Genomic DNA, 21,157 nt, shown 5'->3' with positions numbered 1-21,157 from the left:
ATGAATAGCGCTTTAAATGTATGTGTGATTGATGATGATGAAATATACCAATTCACAATAACAAAAATTTTAAAATCTATTGAACTAGCTGAAAATATTACCGTTTTTTCAGATGGAGAAGAAGCCTTTGATTTTTTAATAGATAATTTAAATAATGAAAAAGAATTACCCGATGTTATTCTACTAGATATAAACATGCCTATAATGGATGGTTTTCAGTTCATGGAAGAATACATAAAAATAAAACCTAAAGTTGGTAAAAAAATAACCATTTATATGGTGTCTTCATCGGTAGATCCTGTTGATATTGATAAAGCAAAAAGTATAAGCGAAATTTCAGATTATATTATAAAACCAGTAAGCCCCGGCTTATTAAGAACCATTTTAACAGAATTACATGACAGCGGTAAAATTTAATTACCCCCATCTTTTTATCTCGTGTAAATTCAGGTATATGTAAAAGTTACTATAGCTTTTACATGACAAATCTCATCTTTTTACTGTAACATTCTTTTTAAATTTATACCTATAAAAAAAGAAAGAATTATGACAGTTAACATTCAATATGTTCATATGCAAACAAGTGATGCTATGAACCAGTACGTAACCGATAAGTTAAATAATCTTCATAAAAAATATGAATGGATAATTGGTGCACAAGTACATTTTGAAGTAGAACATAATGCCAAAACTAAAGGCAAAATATGTAAAATAGAATTAAGTGCACCCGGACCCAGAATTTTTGCAAGCTCAAATGAAGAGAATTACGAAGAAGCAGTAAAAGAAACCATAAGAGATTTAGAAATTCAGCTTAAAAAGCGCAAACAAGTTTTTCATAATTATTAATAGTTTTTTAATAGCCTTACCGCCAGTAGTTTATCTATGGTGGTAAGGTTCATTTTTTAGTATAGTAAAACCGCGGTATAATTGCTCAATAAAAAATAAACGTACCATTTGATGTGAAAAAGTCATTTTTGATAATGATACTTTACCGTTGGCCCTAGCATATACATCTTCAGAAAAACCATAAGGACCACCAATAACAAAAACAACATTTTTAACACCAGAGTTCATGTGTTTTTGTAGGTAATTTGCAAAATCTACTGAGGTAAATTGCTTTCCTTTTTCGTCTAAAAGTACTAAAGTATCGGCGTTTGAAATTTTACTTAAAATAAGTTCGCCTTCCTTTTGTTTCTGTTGTTCTTCACTTAAATGCTTCGTGTTTTTAACATCAGGTATCACTTCAAAAACAAATTTTATATAAAAACCAATACGCTTAATGTATTCATTTATAAGTGTTTGTAGTTGGTTGTTGTCTGTTTTGCCAATGGCAATAAGGCTTATAGTCATAATCTTAAAAATAAAGTTTATTGATTAAGAAATCCTTATTTAAAATCAAAAAAAATAAAAATTTCACAAATCTAAAATTTAAAAAAGTAAATCTATTTATTATTTTTGTGCGAAACCAATAAAAAATATGATTACACAAGAGCAGTTTGACCAAGAAGTAAGATCTATAATTGCTAATGCCATTAGAGAAGATGTAGGAGATGGCGATCATAGTTCTTTAGCCTGTATTCCAGAAAATGCACGCGGGCGTGCAAAACTTTTAGTAAAGGATAAAGGTATAATTGGAGGTGTAAATTTTGCAAAAAAAATATTTGCTTACGTTGATAAAAACTTAAAATTAGATGTACGCATTGAAGATGGTACAGAAGTTAAGTTTGGTGATGTAGTAATGTATGTTGAAGGTCCTTCGCAATCTATTTTAAAAGCAGAACGCACTGTATTGAATTCTATGCAGCGTATGAGTGCCATTGCCACTAAAACAAGGCATTTTGTTGATTTGGTTAAGGGTACAAATACTAAAATTTTAGATACTAGAAAAACAACACCAGGCATTAGGGTATTAGAAAAATGGGCCGTTAAAATTGGTGGTGGAGAAAATCACAGATTTGCATTATATGATATGATTATGCTTAAAGACAATCATATTGATTTTGCAGGAGGCATTACCAAAGCCATTGAAACTTCAAAACTGTATTTAAGAGAAACCGGTAGAGATTTAAAAATTATGGTTGAAGCCAGAAACCTTATTGAGGTTGAAGAAATACTTAGAAACGATGGCGTTTACCGTATTTTGCTTGATAATTTTGATTACGAAGACACTAGAGAAGCCGTAAAATTAATTGGAGATAAGTGTTTAACAGAATCTTCAGGCAATATAAATGAAACTACCATTAGGCATTATGCAGAGTGTGGTGTAAACTACATTTCATGCGGTGCTTTAACACATTCTGTTCATAACATGGATTTGAGTTTAAAAGCCATGTAATAATTGTAGTTTTAACCTAAATATTCTTATTTCTGCAATCATAAATTTAATAACTTTGTATGACAAGCAAAATACAAAGTTATATGAGTAAACCCATTGAAGACAAACTAGAAAAAATCCCTCTATTAAACGTCTTAATGCGGTTTTTCAAAAAAATTAAGCTTCCCGGTTTAGAAGGCTTATCGTTTTATGATTTATTAGAACTTTATATTATAGGTATTGTTAAAGGTGCATTAACAACCAGAGCAAGTGCCATTGCATTTAGCTTTTTTATGGCGCTTTTTCCGTTTTTGTTATTTGTTCTTTTTATTATACCGTATATTCCTGTAGAGGGTTTTAAAGGTGAATTTTTGGTATTTTTAGAATCGTTTTTACCTCCAAACACATCCGATTTTTTTATTAATAACATTTTTGAAAATATTGATCAATCACAACGTGGCGGATTACTATCATCTGTATTTGTGCTATCTATAGCATTAATGGCAAATGGTGTAAATGCAGTGTTTTCAGGTTTTGAATATTCGTATCATGAGCAGCTTACCCGTAATGTGTTTAAACAATATTTATACGCTTTAGGTATAGCTTTAATTTTAGCGTTTTTGTTAATACTAACTATTGCATTTTTGGGGTATTTTCAAATATATGTAGTACAGGGTTTATTAAATGCGTTTGCTGTTGATGCTCAAAATGTATTTTGGGCTAATTTTGCTCAGTATTTATTTTTTGTGGCCATGATATATTTAGCAACAGCAACATTGTATTATTTTGGAACACACGAGGGGCGAAACTCAAAATTCTTTTCAGTAGGAGCGCTTTTTACCACTTTATTAATTATGTTGTCATCCTATTTATTTGGCATTTACATAGAAAACTTTGCCCAGTACAATAAGCTTTACGGTTCTATTGGTGCTTTGTTAATATTGCTGTTTTACCTCTGGTTAAATGCTAATATTTTACTGTTGGGTTATGAGTTAAACGCATCATTAAATAAACTTAAAAAAGGCGTTTAAATGCAGTATTTTATTGATGTTATTTTACCTGTGTCGCTTCAAAAGTTATTCACTTATAGTATAACCGAAGCCGAATCTGCTTTTTTAAAAGAAGGTATGCGTGTAGCGGTACCTTTTGGTAAAACCAAAATATACACAGGGTTAGTGTTTAAAATTCACAACCAAGCACCAACCGCTTATGAAGCTAAAGAAATTCATCAAATTTTAGATGAGGTTCCAATTGTAAACAACATACAGCTTCAATTATGGCAATGGATTTCTAGTTATTACATGTGTACATTAGGTGATGTTTTTAGAGCAGCTTTACCAAGTGCTTTTATTTTAGAAAGTGAAACAATAATTACCAAAAACACCAAAAAAGAAATTCATGAAGCTGTTTTAAAAGATGATGAATTTTTAATTTATGAAGCACTTCACCATCAATCGTCTTTAAAAATTCATGATATTTCTAATATTTTAGATAAAAAAAATGTATTACCAGTAATAAAAAGACTCATAGAAAAAGAGGCTATTATTGTTGAAGAAGAAGTTTATGAAAAGTACAAGCCAAAGTTAGTACGCTATGTTAAATTACATGCTAATTATACATCAAACAATCAGCTTCAAAATTTATTAGAAGATTTAGGAAGAGCACACAAGCAAAAAGAAGTTGTGTTAAGTTTATTTTCGTTATCAGCAAAAACTAAAAAGCCTGTAAAAGTAACCGATTTAACTGAGGCTAGCGGCGCTTCTTCAGCTATTATAAAAGCATTAATAGATAAAGGTATTTTACAAGAATACTATATTCAAACAGATAGGTTGCAATATGAAGGCGATGAAGATAATGAGGCGTCAAAACAATTAAATACACATCAAGAAACAGCTTTACATAACATAAACACAAGTTTTCAAACACATAAAGTTACATTGTTGCACGGTGTTACATCATCAGGAAAAACTGAAATTTATGTAAAACTTATTGAAAGTGTTTTAAAAGAAGGCAAGCAGGTGTTGTATTTATTGCCCGAAATTGCACTAACAACACAATTGGTAAATAGGCTTCAAAATTATTTTGGAGACCAAGTTGCTATATTTCATTCAAAATATTCTAATCATGAACGTGTTGAGGTATGGAATAATGTTTTAAATGCATCAGCAAAAGCTAAAATAGTTTTAGGAGCCAGATCGTCAATATTTCTACCATTTACCAATTTAGGGTTAATTTTAGTTGATGAAGAGCACGAGCAATCTTTTAAACAATTTGATCCGGCGCCACGTTATCATGCCCGAGATACAGCCATAGTATTGGCAGCATTACATAAAGCTAATACCTTATTAGGTTCGGCAACACCAAGTTTAGAAAGTTACTTTAATGCTAAACATAATAAATATGGTTTTGTAGAATTAATGCACCGTTACAATAATGTGCTTATGCCAGATATTGAGTTGGTTGATATTAAAGATAAGCACAAGCGTAAACGTATGAAAGGGCATTTTAGTGATAGGCTTATTGAAGAAATAACCGAGGTTTTAAACGAAAAGAAGCAAGTTATTTTGTTTCAAAATCGTCGTGGGTATTCACCAATTGTAGAGTGTAATACCTGCGGGCATTCACCACAATGCCCAAATTGCGATGTAAGTTTAACCTATCATCAATACAGAAGTCAATTACGTTGTCATTACTGTGGTTATGCTGTAATTATGCCAAAAACCTGTATGGCGTGCGGTAGTCCAGATATTGATAGTAAAGGTTTTGGTACAGAACAAATTGAAACTGAAGTAAAGCAATTATTTCCTGAAGCTAATGTTGCTAGAATGGATTTAGATACTACACGAGGTAAATTTGGTTATGAAAAAATAATAACCGCTTTAGAGCAACAAGAAATTGATATTTTGGTTGGTACACAAATGTTAACCAAAGGTTTAGATTTTAGAAATGTTAACTTAGTTGGTATTATGAATGCCGATAATATGCTAAACTTTCCAGATTTTAGAGCGCATGAACGTAGTTATCAGCTCATGGTACAAGTAGCAGGTAGGGCAGGGCGTACCGAAAAGCGTGGTAAAGTGCTTATACAAACCTACAATCCGTATCATAATATATTGCAGCAAGTATCAACTAATAGTTATGTAGATATGTTTAATGAGCAAATGAATGAGCGTTATAATTTTAAATACCCACCAATTTTCAAACAAATAAAAATTACATTAAAACATAAAGATTACAATAGAGTAGAAACAGCCTCTATTTGGTTTGCTAAGTCATTAAGGCAACTATTTAATACAAATGTTTTAGGGCCAGAAGCACCGCCTGTAGCAAGAATTAGAAATCAATTCCATAAAAATATTTTGGTAAAAATTCCTAAACAGCAATCGTTATCAAAAACAAAAGAAGCTATCATTAAAATAAACAATAGCTTCTCTAGTATAAAAGATTTTCGGTCGGTTAAAGTAATCTTAAATGTTGATAACTTTTAGTGAAATAGAAATTAGTATTTAAATTTCGTTTTTGAATTTATCCAGATAAAAAATCAGGATTTTAATTTACTTCATCTTAATATTTGTATTAAACTAAAACAGGTTTAGTTTTTAAAGGCAAGCTTCTAAATATTATTTAAAGCATCAACAAGTTGTGTTTTTTTGTTTCGGCTTAACGGAATTTCATAAGCGCCTACTTCAACATTTTTGCTGTTAAACCTATCAATTTTATCAAGGTTAACAATATAAGATTTATGAATTCTTAAAAATTTACCTTCGGGTAATTCAGCTTCAAAAGCTTTCATTGTAGAAAGTACAACTAAGCTAGTTTCTTCAGTAACTAATTTTACGTAGTCACCTAAAGCTTCAATCCATTTAATGTCTTTTATATAAACTTTACGCTTTTTTAGGTTACTTTTAACAAAGATGTGTTCACCCTCTTCTTCGTTTTGGTTCATTAATAAGCGGTGGTGTTCTAAAGCTTTTTCTACAGATGCGTTAAAGCGTTCTCTAGTAATTGGCTTGTGCAAATAATCGGTAGCATCATAGTTAAATGCTTTAAAAGCATACTCGGTTTTACCGGTTACAAAAATAATTTGCGGTTTTTTGTTTAATACGTCTAGTAGTTCAAATCCATTTAATACTGGCATTTCAATATCTAAAAAGATAAGATCTACTTGGTGCGTATTCAATCCGTTTTTAGTCTCTAAAGCGCTACTGTATTCGGCTATCAAGTTAAGCGAAGGGTGATTTTCAACAAGCTTAACAATAGACAAACGTTGTATCGCTGAATCGTCTACTACTACACAGTTTAAAGTCATAACATTTTATTATTTCGGTTAAGATATCGACAATAGTACAAAAAATTACGGTAAACACCAAAAAACATCGACAAACAACGTTTTTTAACATAATTTTAACAAAAATATTCTGCGTCACAATATAATGAAATTATTGTTGTTTTATATGTATATATTATTTATTTTTGCAGCCAATTTTTTAACAATTAAAATAGATTTTATATGAATCATTATGAAACTGTTTTCATCTTGAATCCCGTTTTATCTGAAGATCAGATAAAGGAAACAGTAAAGAAATACGAAGATTTTCTTGTTTCTAAAGGTGCTAAGATGATATCAAAAGAAGATTGGGGACTAAAAAAATTAGCTTACCCTATTCAAAACAAGAAAAGTGGTTTTTATCACTTATTTGAGTACACTGTTGCTGGTGAAGTAATTGGAGACTTAGAATTAGAGTTTAGACGTGATGAGCGTTTTATGCGTTATTTAACAGTATCGTTAGATAAACACGCAGTAGCTTGGGCAGAAAGAAGAAGAGAAAAACTTAAACAAAAAGCTTAATTATGGCATCATTAGATCAACAAGCAAAAGGAAAAAAAGACGGTGAAATTAGATATTTAACACCGTTAAACATTGAAACTAATAAGCAAAAGAAATACTGTAGATTTAAAAAATCAGGTATTAAATATATTGATTATAAAGATCCAGATTTCTTATTAAAGTTTGTAAACGAGCAAGGTAAAATTTTACCAAGACGTTTAACAGGAACTTCATTAAAGTACCAAAGAAAAGTGTCTGTAGCTGTTAAAAGAGCACGCCACTTAGCTTTAATGCCATACGTAGCAGATTTATTAAAGTAAAATACCGATAACAATGGAACTTATATTAAAACAAGACGTTGAGAATTTAGGATTTAAAGACGATGTTGTAACAGTAAAGAACGGTTACGGTAGAAACTTTTTAATTCCAACAGGTCAAGCTATTTTAGCTACCGTTTCAGCAAAAAAAGTATTAGCTGAAAACTTAAAGCAAAGAGCTTTTAAAGAAAAGAAAATTATTGATGATGCTAATGCTGTAGCTGAAAAGCTTAAAGCTTTAGAAATTAAAATAGCATCAAAAGTAGGTGCAGGCGATAAATTATTTGGTTCTGTAAACAATATTGATGTTGCTGCTGCTTTAGAAAAAGAAGGTCAAGCAATTGATAAAAAATTCATTAATGTAATTGGTGGTAACGTAAAACGTTTAGGTAAATACAACGCTGTTATACGTTTACACAGAGAAGTATCTGTAGATTTACCATTTGAAGTTGTTGCGCAAGCAAACTAAAATGTTAACAATACGTTAATAAAATATTATCATAAAAAAAGGCTACTCAACTGAGTAGCCTTTTTTTTTATTAATTTTGTTAGGTATGCTTGTTATGCATGCATAATAGACTAACTCAATTTTTAAAACAATTCACATGAAAAAATCAACTATTTTATTTTTTTTCTTGTTTTGTAGTTTGCTTGGTTTTGCCCAAGTAACAACATCAAACATTAAAGGCCTTATTGTTGATAGTAACTCTGAACCACTTCCAGGAGCCAACATAGTTGCTATTCATACACCAACAGGTACAAAGTATGGTGCAGCTACAAACTTTGACGGAAGGTTTAACCTTTTAAATTTAAGAGTAGGTGGGCCTTACACCATTACTGTAAGTTTTATTGGATACCAAGAGCAAACTTTTAATGATGTGTTTTTAACCTTAGGTAAAACACAAAATATTGACGTTACTTTAACAGAAGATAGTCAACAGCTTGATGCTGTGGTAATTCAAGGTACTGGTGGTACAGGTACTTTTGGTAGCGATCGTACTGGTGCCGAAACCAGCGTAGGCCGTCGTGAATTAACAAGATTACCAACAATATCAAGATCGCAAGCAGATTTTACAAGGTTAGAACCAACCGCTAGTGGTGGCTCATTTGGAGGTAGAAATGATCAGTTCAATAATTTTTCTCTAGATGGTGCTATTTTTAACAACCCATTTGGTTTAGATGCAGCTACGCCTGGTGGACAAACTGGCGCACAACCAATTTCATTAGATGCTATTGATCAAATTCAAGTATCTACAGCTCCGTATGATGTTACACAGTCTGGCTTTACAGGTGCATCAGTTAATGCAGTAACTAAAAGTGGTACTAATGAGTTTCATGGTACAGTTTATGGGTTTACTAGAAACGAAAAAATGACTGGTAAAAAAATAAAAGGAGAAGAGGTTACTCGCCCAGATTTAAACCAAACACAATACGGCGTTAGTATAGGTGGCCCCATAGTAAAAAACAAATTATTCTTTTTTGCAAATTTTGAAAAAGATGATAGAGATGATTTAGGAACCAAGGGTTGGGTACCAAACACAGGCGCTGGTGGTATTAATGAATCTAGAGTTTTAGAAAGCGATTTAATAGCTGTTAGAGACGCCCTTTTAGCTCAAGGGTATGACCCTGGAGCTTATCAAGATTTTACACATGCATCAGAGTCTACTAAAGGTATTTTTAAATTAGATTGGAATATTAACGATAAAAACCGCTTAGCATTAATTTATAACTTTTTAGATGCTTCACAACAAAAACCAGCACATCCATCGGCTATATATCCACGTGGTCCTGGTGCTTCTACACTTCAGTTTCAAAATTCAGGTTATGAGCAAGTTAATGAGTTAAATTCGGTGCAGTTAGAGTTAAACTCAACAGTATCAGAAAGCGTAACTAATAAATTACAAGTTGGGTATTCACATTTCAATGATTTTAGAAACCCATTTTCAACACCAGCACCAGTAATTAATATTTTTAAAGATGGATCTCCTTACATTGTTGCAGGACATGAACCATTTTCAATAAACAATAAACTAGATCAAAAAGTAATTCAGTTAACCAACAACTTAAACTTTTTTAAAGGAAATCATACATATACAGTAGGGTTTTCATTTGAAAAATTTGAGTTTGATAACTCATTCAATTTAAAAGGTTATGGTTTTGATGTTTTCGGAAGTGTTGATATAAATGATTTTGATGCCGCTGCATATGATTTTGCAGCTGCACAAGCTACTTTTAATGCAAGAAATTCACAGCCAGAAGGAACGGATGGCGGTTGGTTACTTGCCGAAACAAACGTTGGTCAACTAGCATTTTACTTACAAGACGAATGGGAAGTAAATGATAAATTTAAATTAACCTACGGTATTCGTTTTGATAAACCACTATTTTTTGACACAGCAGATAAAGCCCAAAATTTTATAGATACTGATAATGGTGAAATTTATTTACCAGACACACAGTACTTTGATCCTGATACAGGAGAGCCTTTATTAATAGACTCTACACAAATGCCAGGTAACGATTGGTTGATTTCTCCAAGAGTTGGTATTAACTATGATGTTAATGGCGATAGCTCATTACAAATACGTGGTGGTACAGGTGTATTTACAGGACGTTTCCCGTTTGTATGGATTGGTAACCAAGTAAGTGGTGTTGATGCCTTTTTCTATCAAGCGGTTGATCCTGATTTTAAATTCCCACAAGTTTGGAGAACTAATTTAGGTATTGATAAAAAATTAGAAAATGGTATTATTTTAACAGCCGATGTATCATACACCAAAGATATTAACGGTGTGCATGTACAAAATTGGGGCTTAAACAAGCCTACAGGTCAATTACAAGGTGTTGATAATAGAGCTGTTTATACTGATGCAGACCACGCAAAAGCTACCTTGCCGTGGGGTGAAGTTGTAAATGGTAATGCCTATGTTATGACAAATTCTGATAAAGGTAGAATTTGGAATGCTTCGGTAAAAGCACAAAAAAGTTTTGATAATGGTTTGTACACTATGCTAGCGTATAGCTATTTAAATGCTAAAGATGTAAACTCTATTGAAGCTGAAATTACAGGTGATGCCTTCAACGGAAACCCAGCTTTAGGTAATGTAAACAATGATGTGTTAAGTTACTCTAAATATGGTGATACACACCGTTTTATTGGGGTAGCTAGTAAAAAATGGACCTATGGTAATGATAAATGGTCAACTACCTTGTCTACATTTTTTGAATATGCTCAAGGAGCACGTTTTAATTATACTTACGGAGGTGATATTAATGGTGATGGTAGTGCAATTAATGATCTTATTTATATACCAACATCTTCTGAAATTAGCCAAATGCAATTTGCTAATACTGCCGATGCACAAGCTTTAGAAAATTATATTGCTCAAGATGATTATTTAAATGACAGACGTGGCCAATATGCTGAACGTTACGGTGCTTTAGCGCCTTGGAGAGGCCGCTGGGATATTAAATTGTTACAAGATTTTAAATTTAATGTAGCTGAAGATAAAACCAATACATTACAGTTAAGTTTAGATATTTTAAACTTTGGTAATTTACTAAATTCAGATTGGGGTGTTATTCAAGAACCTAACAATACTCAACCAATTGGTGTAACTTTTGATAATGCTGGGGCGCCAATTTATACATTTAACGGTAACCAAACAAAAACCTTTGGTTTTGATTCTAGTTTGGCATCACGTTGGCAAGCTCAGGTAGGTTTACGTTACATTTTCTAGAATACTAGTAGTAATATTATTAAATTTGCGCTTCTAAAAATTAGGAGCGCATTTTTTATGAAATATTTATTAGTTTTTTTGCTTTTTCTGGGGCTATCATGTAAATCAAAATCAAATAAAGTTGAAGAAAATAAACCATCGGTTTTCTTAAGTACCTTTGCATATTCATCAAATGATTCAACAATAATTAGCGTACACAGAGGCGGAAAGGGCCTAAAAAAATATCCTGAAAACTGTTTAGAAACACTTCAATTTATAAATGACAGTATTAAAGGCGCCATTTATGAAATTGATGTAGCCTTAACAAAAGATAGTTTGTTAGTATTAATGCATGATAATGCAATAAACCGCACCACAACAGGAAACGGTAAAATTTCAAATTTCACTTATAAAGAACTTTTAGCATATAATTTGCAAGATGATTTTGGAAATGAAACACAATTTAAAATTCCGTTATTTAAGCACGTTTTACAATGGGCAAAAAAGAATAATGTAATTTTAACTGTAGATATTAAACGCGGGGTTTCTGTAAAAAAAGTTGTAAACCAAATTAAAGAAGCGCAGGCTCAAGATATAGCAGTTATTATAACTTATAGTTTAGATCAGGCAACAGCAGCACACAAAGTTGCACCAGAATTACTACTATCAGTTTCTGCTAGAAATGAAAAAGAGCTAGACTGGTTAATACATTCAGGAATTCCAACCAAAAACATGTTAGCCTTTACAGGTACACGATTGTCTTCTGAAACGTTTTATAAAAAAATTCATTCATACGGAATAAAAACAATTTTAGGCACTTTAGGAAACTTAGATAAGCAAGCAAAAGCAAAAAATGATTCATTGTATAAAGTATGGGCTCAAATGGGTGTAGATATTATTGCTACAGACAGGCCTTTTGATGCTTATAATGCCATAATGAACTAAATTAATTTAATGTTTAAAGAACTACAATGAAATATTCAAGACTTACAAAAGAACAATTTGAAGAACTGCATAAAGAGTTTATAAACTTTTTAGCTACACAGCAAATAACTGCTAGTGAGTGGGAAAATTTAAAAGTAAATAAACCCGAATTAGCAGAAACGGAATTAGATGTGTTTAGTGATTTAATTTGGGAAGGTGTTTTAAATAAAGCTGAATATTTAGAACATATTTCGGCAAAACATATGTATTTGTTTTATCTAGGTGAAGAAAACATGCAAGCCATTGTTATTAACCTAAAAAATGATGTAGATATTACAACTACCGAAGGTTATAATTGGTTACGTGAAAATTTAATGGATGAAAATGTTGAGTTTTTACAGGCAAATAAAGATTACACTGAAGATAAAAACTTAGATAAGTTTAAAATGATAGAACAAGGCGCTGTTATTACTAAAGGCGATTTGTTTAAGTATTTTGATAAGCTTATAAATTAAATTTTATTCCTGCAAAAGCAGGAACCTTTTTCAAGATAAACAGTTATTTTTGTTATTCCGTGTTTAATGCGGAATCTATTTTATAATTTTAAAAGAGATACCTGTATTTACAGGCAAAATTATGGCTCAAAAACCAAGTATACCAAAAGGCACTAGAGATTTTAACCCAGAACAAGTAGCAAAACGTAATTATATTTTTAATACCATACGTGGTGCTTTTGAAACTTTTGGGTTTCAACCTATAGAAACACCAAGTTTTGAAAATTCAGATACGTTAATGGGTAAATATGGTGATGAAGGTGATCGTTTGATTTTTAAAATTTTAAACTCAGGTGACTATTTAAATAAAGCCAATACGGATGCTTATGAGGAAAAAGATTCTAATAAATTAACACCAAGTATCTCAGAAAAAGCCCTACGTTATGACTTAACAGTGCCTTTTGCACGCTACGTTGTACAGCACCAAAATGATATTGAGTTTCCGTTTAAGCGCTACCAAATTCAACCAGTTTGGCGAGCAGACAGACCGCAAAAAGGGCGTTTTAGAGAGTTTTACCAGTGCGATGCCGATGTAGTTGGTAGTAAAAGCTTATGGCAAGAGGTAGAGTTCATTCAGTTGTATGATACCGTGTTTTCTAAATTACAATTAGAAGGCGTTACAATAAAAATTAACAATCGTAAAATATTATCGGGTATTGCTGAAGTTATTGGTGCTAGCAATAAATTAATAGATTTTACTGTAGCGCTAGATAAGCTTGATAAAATAGGCGAGGACAAGGTTAAAGAAGAAATGTTAAGCAAGGGTATTGCGCAAGAAGGTATTGATAAATTACAGCCTTTGTTTTCATTGTCAGGCTCTTTTGATTCGCAAATTGAGAGTTTAAAAACCATATTATCAACATCAAACGAAGGTTTAAAAGGTATTGAAGAACTAGCATTTATTGATAACGCCATTACTGCTTTAGGTTTAAAAACGGCTACTTTACAATTAGATGTTACTTTAGCACGTGGCCTAAATTATTATACCGGAGCTATTTTTGAAGTAGCAGCACCAAAAGGCGTAAAAATGGGCTCTATTGGTGGTGGCGGAAGATATGACGATTTAACGGGTATTTTTGGCCTAAAAGATGTTAGTGGTGTTGGTATTAGTTTTGGCCTTGATAGAATTTACTTAGTACTTGAAGAATTAAATTTATTCCCTGAAGCTGTAAACAAAAATATTGAAGTTTTATTTATAAATTTTGGTGATAACGAAGCGCTTTTTAGCTTAAAAGCTATTAACAAATTACGTGCAAATGGCATAAATGCAGAGCTATATCCAGATGCTGCAAAAATGAAAAAACAAATGATGCATGCTAATAAGCGTAATATACCATTTGTAGTTTTGGTGGGTGAAGAAGAAATAAACTCAAACACCTACACCTTAAAAAATATGGTTACTGGCACACAAGATAAAATTGAACTAGAGCAATTAATTGAAACAGTTAAAAAATAAAAACTAAAGCCCTTAATTTTAAGGGCTTTTTGCTTTTAATACCAAGGCTATTAATAAGTAGTTGTATTAGTTTATTAATACTTTTTTAGAAATAGTTTTATCATCAGTGTAAACATTTAAAATATAAGTACCAGCCTGTAATTTAAATGTTTCAAGGGTTATGTAATTATCATTTGTATTTAAGTATTTGTTTGTAATTAACTGCCCTAAAACGTTGTGTAATGAAACTGATTTTATATGGCTTTTTAATGAGTTTATAATTACAATATTGTTTTCATTGTTAGCGTAAAAAGCTTGAATATTTTTAGTTTCAAAAGTTTCACTGCTTAAAGACTTTGCAGTTGTAGCGCTAAAGGTTAATTCAAAACGGTCAAGGTATTCTCCTGTATTCATGTAAGTTTGGTAATTACCATCTTTTAAATTATGGTATATGTTAAGTGCTTTATCATGTATAAAAATGGTTTTATTATCATCAATATTTTCTAAATAATCAATTTTTAAAGTAATTAAACCAGCTTTATTAATGGTAACACCAAGAGGTAATACCTGTGAATCATCAAAGTTATTTACAGCTTGAATAACAAATTTATCACTATTAACTGTCCAGTAAACATCTTCAATATTAGTTTCAATTAAAGGCGCATCATAACCTAAGTCAAAATTGTTTGAAGCATTATTATCTGTACCAACTAAAAGTTGCCTGTGGTAGCCTTTTGGTGTTGAAAATAACAGCCTTATTTTGGGTCTTGTATCAATTTCAACGTCTTTTATGTTTGATTTATTTGTTTTAGAATTAGATTTTAAAAACAATGAACCAGAATTTGTAAATGTTGATGTTTCTTTAGCAAAAACACGCTGACTATTTTTAAACTGTAGTGTACCACCAACAATTGGCTGAAATAATGTAGAAAGACTTAAAAGCGATGACGATGATGATACAAAGAAACCTTGCCCAACAGGAATATAACGTTCAGGTTGATTAATACCTAAAAGCCCCGAAGCATTTATTCTTAAATCGTTTGAAATTGCTACAATACCACCAATTAAAGTATACGTAGCATAACCACCTTGATATTCGGCTAAATTATGTGAGTTAACAGCAAAATGATCCCAGAAATAAAGGGCGCCATTAATTATGTTACCACTTGGGTTGCGGCCACCACTTATAGTGCCTAAATTGTCTAAAATAAATTCATTAGCATCTAAAGCCGAAGGGTATGGATTTCCAGTTAAATAATCATTGCCAGCAGAAATTATAAGGTTTATATCGCCATTATTTGGCTGCCCATTAAATACATAATTTTGGTTTGTTCCACTAGTTCCGGGGCCTTTCATAGTAAAACCTTCGCCAACGGCTAATGTACCAGAACTGCGCACATGTTGCCATTCAGAATAGGTATTACTGGTTCTGTTTGAATATTTCCATATCCAATAATCGGCCACAGCAATAGGTGATGCGGTTCCATTATAACCAGCACTTAAAAAGTTTAAATCTGGTAAAACCGAAGGTACAGTGTAGTTGGCATTACTAGTTGTTGATACAGGTGAAGACCAATAATTATATAAATAGGTGTTTGCTGTACCTTGTTGGTCTCTTTCTAAATTTCCTGTACTTGAAGTATCAAAATCACTATTTTCAGTTTGAATTAATTGCGATTCGCCTTCTAAATCAATAGTGCCATCTAGTTTTAAATAATGTGTAACAGTAAGCCCAATGCCTTCTGTAGCTGCAGTATCTCCATTTATAGTAAGTTTACCACTGTTAATAATTAAACCTTGTACAGCACAGTTTCTGTGTCTTACATCTGTTGCATTAGCGCCTAGATATATGTTGTTATTAATTTCAACAATATTCCAATTTATAGCAGATCCATCAACAATAGATAATGCGTTTGGTAATGTTTGTACATTGCCGTTTAGCCATGTTGTATTTGTATCCCAAGAGCCGTTATTGTTTGATTTGTACGGTAATGGTGCGGTTTGCCTATCTACGGTATTTAAATTTCTTAAAGCGCCTTGGTGTTCATTACCAGACATGTCATTTGTATTAGTGTATGTGAATACTTGCATTGGGTAGTAACCGGCTAAGTTTGACCACGGAATGCTGTTAATTTCATTATTAGTAACCGTTTGAGGAATTACATCACCATATTCTAATAATAACGAAGCATTGTTCATTAGCTCTTGATTCATAATATATCTTAACTGGTTGGCAGATAAAGCTGTATTCCAAACTCTAACCTCATCAATATTACCTGCAAAAAAGTTTGTTGTATTAGGCGCGTATCCATCGGCAGCTCCTATTATAAATGATTGCGAAGTGCTAATAGGTGCTGGAAAAAATATAGCAGAAGTATCTGCAACTCCGTCAATATACAGTCTAATTCTGCCACTGTTGTAAACTACAGCTACTTGATGCCATTTGTTACTTGGAATGGCAACAGACGATGTTACTAAACGCGCACCACCATTTGCACTAAACTGTACATGCCCAGAAGCATTAATTCTAAAATCATATCCTTCAGTATTTGCAGCATTTCGTTTTGATACTATTGAAGCATTTACAGTGCCAGCATCTCTTTTAATCCATGCTGAAATTGTAAATTCAGTACTATTCAAATCTAAATGATCATCTACATCAATATAATCAGAAGTACCATCAAAATATATAGAGCGTTCAGCAATTATTTGCGGAGCGTAACCAAAAGTTATATAGCTAGCACCATCAAAGTTATAGTTAGTTTCTAAGTTTCCATTACCATCAGGTGTCATTATTCTATAATCTGCTGTAGGTGTAAATGTAGGTGAGTTTGAAATAAACATGTAAAAATTACCAGGAGGCGTCATGTTTCTTAGGGCGTTTTCAGGTATTTTAATTTTACACGAAGGAACATCGCCACCCGTTTCTACTATTTTCCAAACGCGTTGCATAGCAGTAAGAGAAACAGGCGTACTTAAGCCAGAAATACCCGCACTCATATCTACATGTATTGTAGTTGGGGTTAAATTTAAATCGGCCCCATTGTTTCCCCACATTAAAAAAGCTCTATCATTTAGCGTTGTTGTATTTGTACTTATGTTTGTGTTATTAGTGTTGTAAATATTAGATAAACCAATAGTAATTAAGCCACTAATAGCTCCTGTACCATCTGTTTCAGTATTTTGACTTTTAGATTGTTTTTGGTTAAGTGAAGATGCATCATCTCTACCAATACCAGCAACATCATAATTAAAGCCAGCGTTATTATTTGTATTCCAAATTACTACACCTTGAGAATCTATATAGTTAATATCATTAATTCTATAATTTGTTAATACTGAATTTGTAGCTTGTAAAGTTGTACCATATTTAACTGCTAAATACGAATGAATTTTTTGCTGATTAATAGCCGAGTTAGGTGATGTGTATGAAATAATTTCAGTAATTAAACCATTCATTTGTGAGGTTGTTCGGCCAGTAATACCACTACGGCCTATACCAATTAAAAATTGAAGATTACTAAACTCATTAAAGTTTAAGTTTGCGCCGTTACCAGCAACACCTGTAGTATTATCAATTTGTTTACCATTTTTATAAATTTCTGAAGCTGTACCAGCAGCATTTGTTTTTACATTAATAATTAACGGATGATTTTGAAATGCATCTGTTGCCGAAGAATATGAGCGCCCATAAGAAGTTGCATTTGGCGCACTGCTTGAACCATTTGGAAATGAACTGATATTATGTGAAATAATTTCATTTGAATACCTACTAGATACACTACCAAAACCTAAACCAGTAGGGTCTTCATGAAAAGAATCATCAGAATAACGACCACCAATAACAAACTGTCTTCCGGGGTTAAAACTACCTGTATTGGTATTTACAACATCATTACTTTTAACTACCACAAAATATTCTTTTGAGTAAAAACCGCCTTTACCGTTCATGTATTCTAAATTATTGTGGTTAAAATCTACAGCAGGATTAAAGTTTATGTTTCTATTGGTGTTATCTCTGTAAGTTGGGGCAACAGACATGGCAGTAGTAGCATCTTCTTTATCTAAAGCGGTATCAAAAGCTTGGTCTTCCCAAAGGGTTAAAGCATTACCATCGGTAGCTGTAATGCCTGCATTTGCTTTTAACCAAAGTCTTAAATTATTAGCTGCACTACCAGGTGAAGTGGTTGGTGTGTTTAAACTTGTAATAGGGTCTGCTTCAATTAATACATTATCAAAGGCAACGCCTTCATAGTTATTACTAGCATTAGAACTAAATTGAATTCTGAACCTTACATTACTTTGGTTTGAAAAAATAGCATCAAGTAATTCAATGCTAGATTGCCCAAATTGACTATGCGGTGTAAAGCTTGGGGTAGCCGTGTGGCCATCATTATTCCAACCATCAGAACCTAAGGCGGCTACATTATCATTGTACCAATTTGTACCACTACCGCTAGCACCTAGTACCGTAAATGGGCCACCACCCACCGAATATAAAATTCGCATACCATCGTTATTATTTTCAGTGTTATATTTAATATCAATACTAAATTTTAAGTTTTGTAAACCACTAAAATTTAATTGCGGACTTTCAATTACTATGTTAGTATTACTTACATATGAGTTATAGTTTGAGTTTCGCCAAAAGCTACCTTCTCCTATTTCATCAGTGGTAGTAAAAGTATTAGTCCAAACCCATGTGTCATTGGTTGATGTAACAGGTGTCCACCCGCCATTATTGCTATCAAAAGTTTCGTAGTAAGCGGTGTATTGTGGTGGGCCTAATACACCCGAGCCTTGAATGTTAAAGGTATATGAGCCTTCATCAGTATCATTATTATTAATGGTAATAATAGCTGTTCTAATACCTGTATTGCTGGGGTTGAAAGTAATTTCAAAATTGGTGCTACTACCTGCTGCAATAGTATTATTTGGTATAGTTGTTAGTGTAAAATCAGACGCATGTGCACCTGTTATAGAAATGTAAGGGCTAGCGCCAGATAGTGTTAAGGTGTTTGATGTACCTAGGTTTTCAATAGTAAATAAATGTGTTTTAGTTGTGCTGGTAGTTAAAACATTACCAAAATCTGTATTGTCTGTGGTAGAAGGTGTTATATCTCCATCAAAAATAGAAATGCCATTTCCTACTACATTTATTTCGGGTGTAGGCGCAGCATTCCTTAGTTCAATATCATCAACAGCTATATCACCTCTGTAATCATTACCAATAACGCCCCTAAGTCTTAATTTAACAGTTTGACCAGTATAAGCAGAAAGGTTTATTGTAACCGGTGTCCAAGCATTAAAATACGATGTTTGTACTTGACCAGACTGAGACCAAATTGTTGTTGGAAATGTAGCACCACTATCTGTACTAATATCAACATATAATGTACCCATTGTGGCGCCATACATATGATAACTAAATGAAAACTCTGGGTTTGTTAAAGTTGTTAAGTTAAAGCAAGGACTTTCTAAATTTGTAACATCGCCGTTATTTCTTGGGTTTGAGGCTTCAGTAAAAATATAATATGAACCTTGTGCTGCTGTATTAGGCCCTGTGTTTGATGATGGTGTACCACCGTTATTAACTGTCCAGTTAAAATTATCAGCAGAATCCTGTATCCAGGCGCCTACAGTATTTGTTTCAAAATTTTCAGTATAAGGAAATGTATTAATAGTACTTCCGCACGGGTCTGTTCCGTTACCCTCAATGCTAAAAGTATATGTACTTTCATCACTATCATCATTGTTTATTGTTATGGTAGCTGTTCTTGTACCAACAGCACCAGGATTAAATGTTATATTAAAAGTAGTGGTATCACCCGAGGCTATGTTATTGTTTGGTGTAACAGTGACTGAAAAATCTGAAGCATTGGTTCCTGAAATTGACACATAAGGTGCACTACCTGTTAGGTTTAAGTTAGCAATCCCTGAGTTTTCAATAGTAAAAGTATGTGTTAAGCTTCCGCTTGCAACATCAATATTACCAAAACTTGTATTATTAGTTGAAGTTGGTGTTGTAGCTCCATTTAAAATAGTATTGCCATTGCCTGTAATATTAATTTCTGGGTTTATGGCACATGAGCTTCCAGAAACATTGAAGTTTACACTAGTGCCGGCACCAGTTAATATGTTATTATTACTCATGTTTAAAACCGTTGAACCACCAACAGTTATTGTAATGTTGTCGGCCCCATTCCAACCATCACCATAACTGTCATACATTACTATATAATAGTTGCTAGCATCTAATAGGCAGCCAAGGTTAAATGTGTTGTTATATGAACCATTGCTACCATTATATCCATCATCAATAGTTGTAATTAGTGTACCATTGGGTTCGTAAATTTCAACTCTATTCTCACCAGACCAACTAGGCCAATTAACAGTAACAGAAACATTAGAATATGTAGGAGTTGTGTTAATGCCTTCAATAGTAATGTTGTCAATAAAATTTCTTTCATTATTAGCATTGGTATTGTTTGTTATTCTGAATCTTGAGTTTGTAGAAAATGTGTAGCTTGCTGTAGTTATGCTAAATGAAAAACTATGAGGGTTGTTGTTACCAGTTGTTGTAAATTCAGTACCTCTTCGGTATTGTTGTAAGGTATGCCATGAGGTTCCATCATAATACTCTAAATTAAATCCTTCATTTGTATCAACATTATTATTGGCTTTATGGCAAAAAGAAATATCAACTTGATTAAAACTTGTAATGTTTAATGGTGAAGTAACCATTTGTGCGCTACTATTTTGTTGTAATCTTATTGAGTAGTTACCACCGCAAGAAGGGTTTGTATTATTCAAACGTGTAGCACTACCCGAAAGAGACCATATTCCGGTACCAGACTCAAAGGTTTGTGAATTAATAACTGTTTGAGAGGATATTCCTTCAGAAAATAGAGCGCATACCAAAAATATGCAAAACCCTATTGAGAGATTGAGTTTTTTCATGTGAGAGAGTTGGTTTAAATAGCAATGCACCAAATATAAATACTAAAATCCATAAAACGCAAAAAAAATCGATGAAATGCATTTTGTTTTAACAAAAATATAAGGA

15 protein-coding genes are annotated in these 21,157 nt (G+C 32.5%); 12 read left to right on the top strand and 3 right to left on the bottom strand.

Annotation, left to right across the window (positions count from 1 at the left end; translation table 11 throughout):
* Positions 1-417: a response regulator gene (locus tag FUA26_RS02305; protein WP_147131023.1), complete on the top strand. Its 417-nt coding sequence runs from the start codon at positions 1-3 to the stop codon at positions 415-417.
* 129 nt (positions 418-546) lie between these two features.
* Positions 547-846, top strand: a complete 300-nt coding sequence (hpf, locus tag FUA26_RS02300; RefSeq protein ID WP_147131021.1) for a ribosome hibernation-promoting factor, HPF/YfiA family — start codon at positions 547-549, stop codon at positions 844-846.
* Between the two features lie 30 nt (positions 847-876).
* Here hpf and rlmH read toward each other — a convergent pair whose 3' ends face one another.
* Positions 877-1,350 carry a 23S rRNA (pseudouridine(1915)-N(3))-methyltransferase RlmH gene (gene rlmH, locus FUA26_RS02295; RefSeq protein ID WP_147131020.1) on the bottom strand — a complete coding sequence of 158 codons (474 nt, stop codon included), beginning with the start codon at positions 1,348-1,350 and terminating at the stop codon, positions 877-879.
* A 127-nt stretch (positions 1,351-1,477) separates the two neighbouring features.
* On the opposite strand from rlmH, the gene nadC reads away from it, so the two are divergent.
* The 3 genes from nadC to priA all read left to right on the top strand — a co-directional run bounded on the left by nadC (position 1,478) and on the right by priA (position 5,802).
* Complete coding sequence (gene nadC, locus FUA26_RS02290) at positions 1,478-2,335, top strand: carboxylating nicotinate-nucleotide diphosphorylase (protein WP_147131018.1); 858 nt, start codon at positions 1,478-1,480, stop codon at positions 2,333-2,335.
* Between the two features lie 83 nt (positions 2,336-2,418).
* Positions 2,419-3,345, top strand: coding sequence for a YihY/virulence factor BrkB family protein (locus FUA26_RS02285; protein WP_147131016.1), 927 nt, complete (start codon positions 2,419-2,421; stop codon positions 3,343-3,345).
* Positions 3,346-5,802, top strand: a complete 2,457-nt coding sequence (gene priA, locus FUA26_RS02280; RefSeq protein ID WP_147131014.1) for a replication restart helicase PriA — start codon at positions 3,346-3,348, stop codon at positions 5,800-5,802. It begins immediately after the preceding gene.
* A 125-nt stretch (positions 5,803-5,927) separates the two neighbouring features.
* Here the strand turns inward: priA and FUA26_RS02275 are convergent, their stop codons facing one another.
* On the bottom strand, positions 5,928-6,623 hold the full coding sequence (locus FUA26_RS02275; RefSeq protein ID WP_147131013.1) for a LytR/AlgR family response regulator transcription factor: 696 nt from the start codon (positions 6,621-6,623) through the stop codon (positions 5,928-5,930).
* A 201-nt stretch (positions 6,624-6,824) separates the two neighbouring features.
* Between FUA26_RS02275 and rpsF the strand changes: the two genes are divergently transcribed.
* The 7 genes from rpsF to hisS all read left to right on the top strand — a co-directional run bounded on the left by rpsF (position 6,825) and on the right by hisS (position 14,112).
* A complete protein-coding gene (rpsF, locus tag FUA26_RS02270; protein ID WP_147131011.1) occupies positions 6,825-7,163 on the top strand; it encodes a 30S ribosomal protein S6 in 339 nt (112 codons plus the stop codon).
* Positions 7,164-7,165: 2 nt separating this feature from the next.
* On the top strand, positions 7,166-7,462 hold the full coding sequence (gene rpsR / locus FUA26_RS02265) for a 30S ribosomal protein S18 (protein ID WP_147131009.1): 297 nt from the start codon (positions 7,166-7,168) through the stop codon (positions 7,460-7,462).
* A 13-nt stretch (positions 7,463-7,475) separates the two neighbouring features.
* Complete coding sequence (gene rplI, locus FUA26_RS02260; RefSeq protein ID WP_147131007.1) at positions 7,476-7,928, top strand: 50S ribosomal protein L9; 453 nt, start codon at positions 7,476-7,478, stop codon at positions 7,926-7,928.
* Positions 7,929-8,064: 136 nt separating this feature from the next.
* Entirely contained in the window at positions 8,065-11,199 is a 3,135-nt protein-coding gene (locus FUA26_RS02255; RefSeq protein WP_147131005.1) for a TonB-dependent receptor, read from the top strand.
* Between the two features lie 57 nt (positions 11,200-11,256).
* Positions 11,257-12,123: a glycerophosphodiester phosphodiesterase family protein gene (locus FUA26_RS02250; RefSeq protein WP_147131003.1), complete on the top strand. Its 867-nt coding sequence runs from the start codon at positions 11,257-11,259 to the stop codon at positions 12,121-12,123.
* A 26-nt stretch (positions 12,124-12,149) separates the two neighbouring features.
* Complete coding sequence (locus FUA26_RS02245) at positions 12,150-12,617, top strand: DUF6495 family protein (protein ID WP_147131001.1); 468 nt, start codon at positions 12,150-12,152, stop codon at positions 12,615-12,617.
* Between the two features lie 121 nt (positions 12,618-12,738).
* Positions 12,739-14,112 (top strand): histidine--tRNA ligase, encoded by a 1,374-nt coding sequence (hisS, locus tag FUA26_RS02240; RefSeq protein ID WP_147130999.1) that lies wholly within the window; start codon positions 12,739-12,741, stop codon positions 14,110-14,112.
* 66 nt (positions 14,113-14,178) lie between these two features.
* Here the strand turns inward: hisS and FUA26_RS02235 are convergent, their stop codons facing one another.
* Positions 14,179-21,051, bottom strand: coding sequence for a choice-of-anchor D domain-containing protein (locus FUA26_RS02235; protein ID WP_147130997.1), 6,873 nt, complete (start codon positions 21,049-21,051; stop codon positions 14,179-14,181).
* Positions 21,052-21,157 lie beyond the last annotated feature (106 nt).

The sequence above is a fragment of the Seonamhaeicola algicola genome (genome assembly GCF_007997385.1).
In the GTDB taxonomy this organism is placed as follows: domain Bacteria; phylum Bacteroidota; class Bacteroidia; order Flavobacteriales; family Flavobacteriaceae; genus Seonamhaeicola; species Seonamhaeicola algicola.
This window is presented reverse-complemented; position numbering and strand designations above follow the sequence as displayed.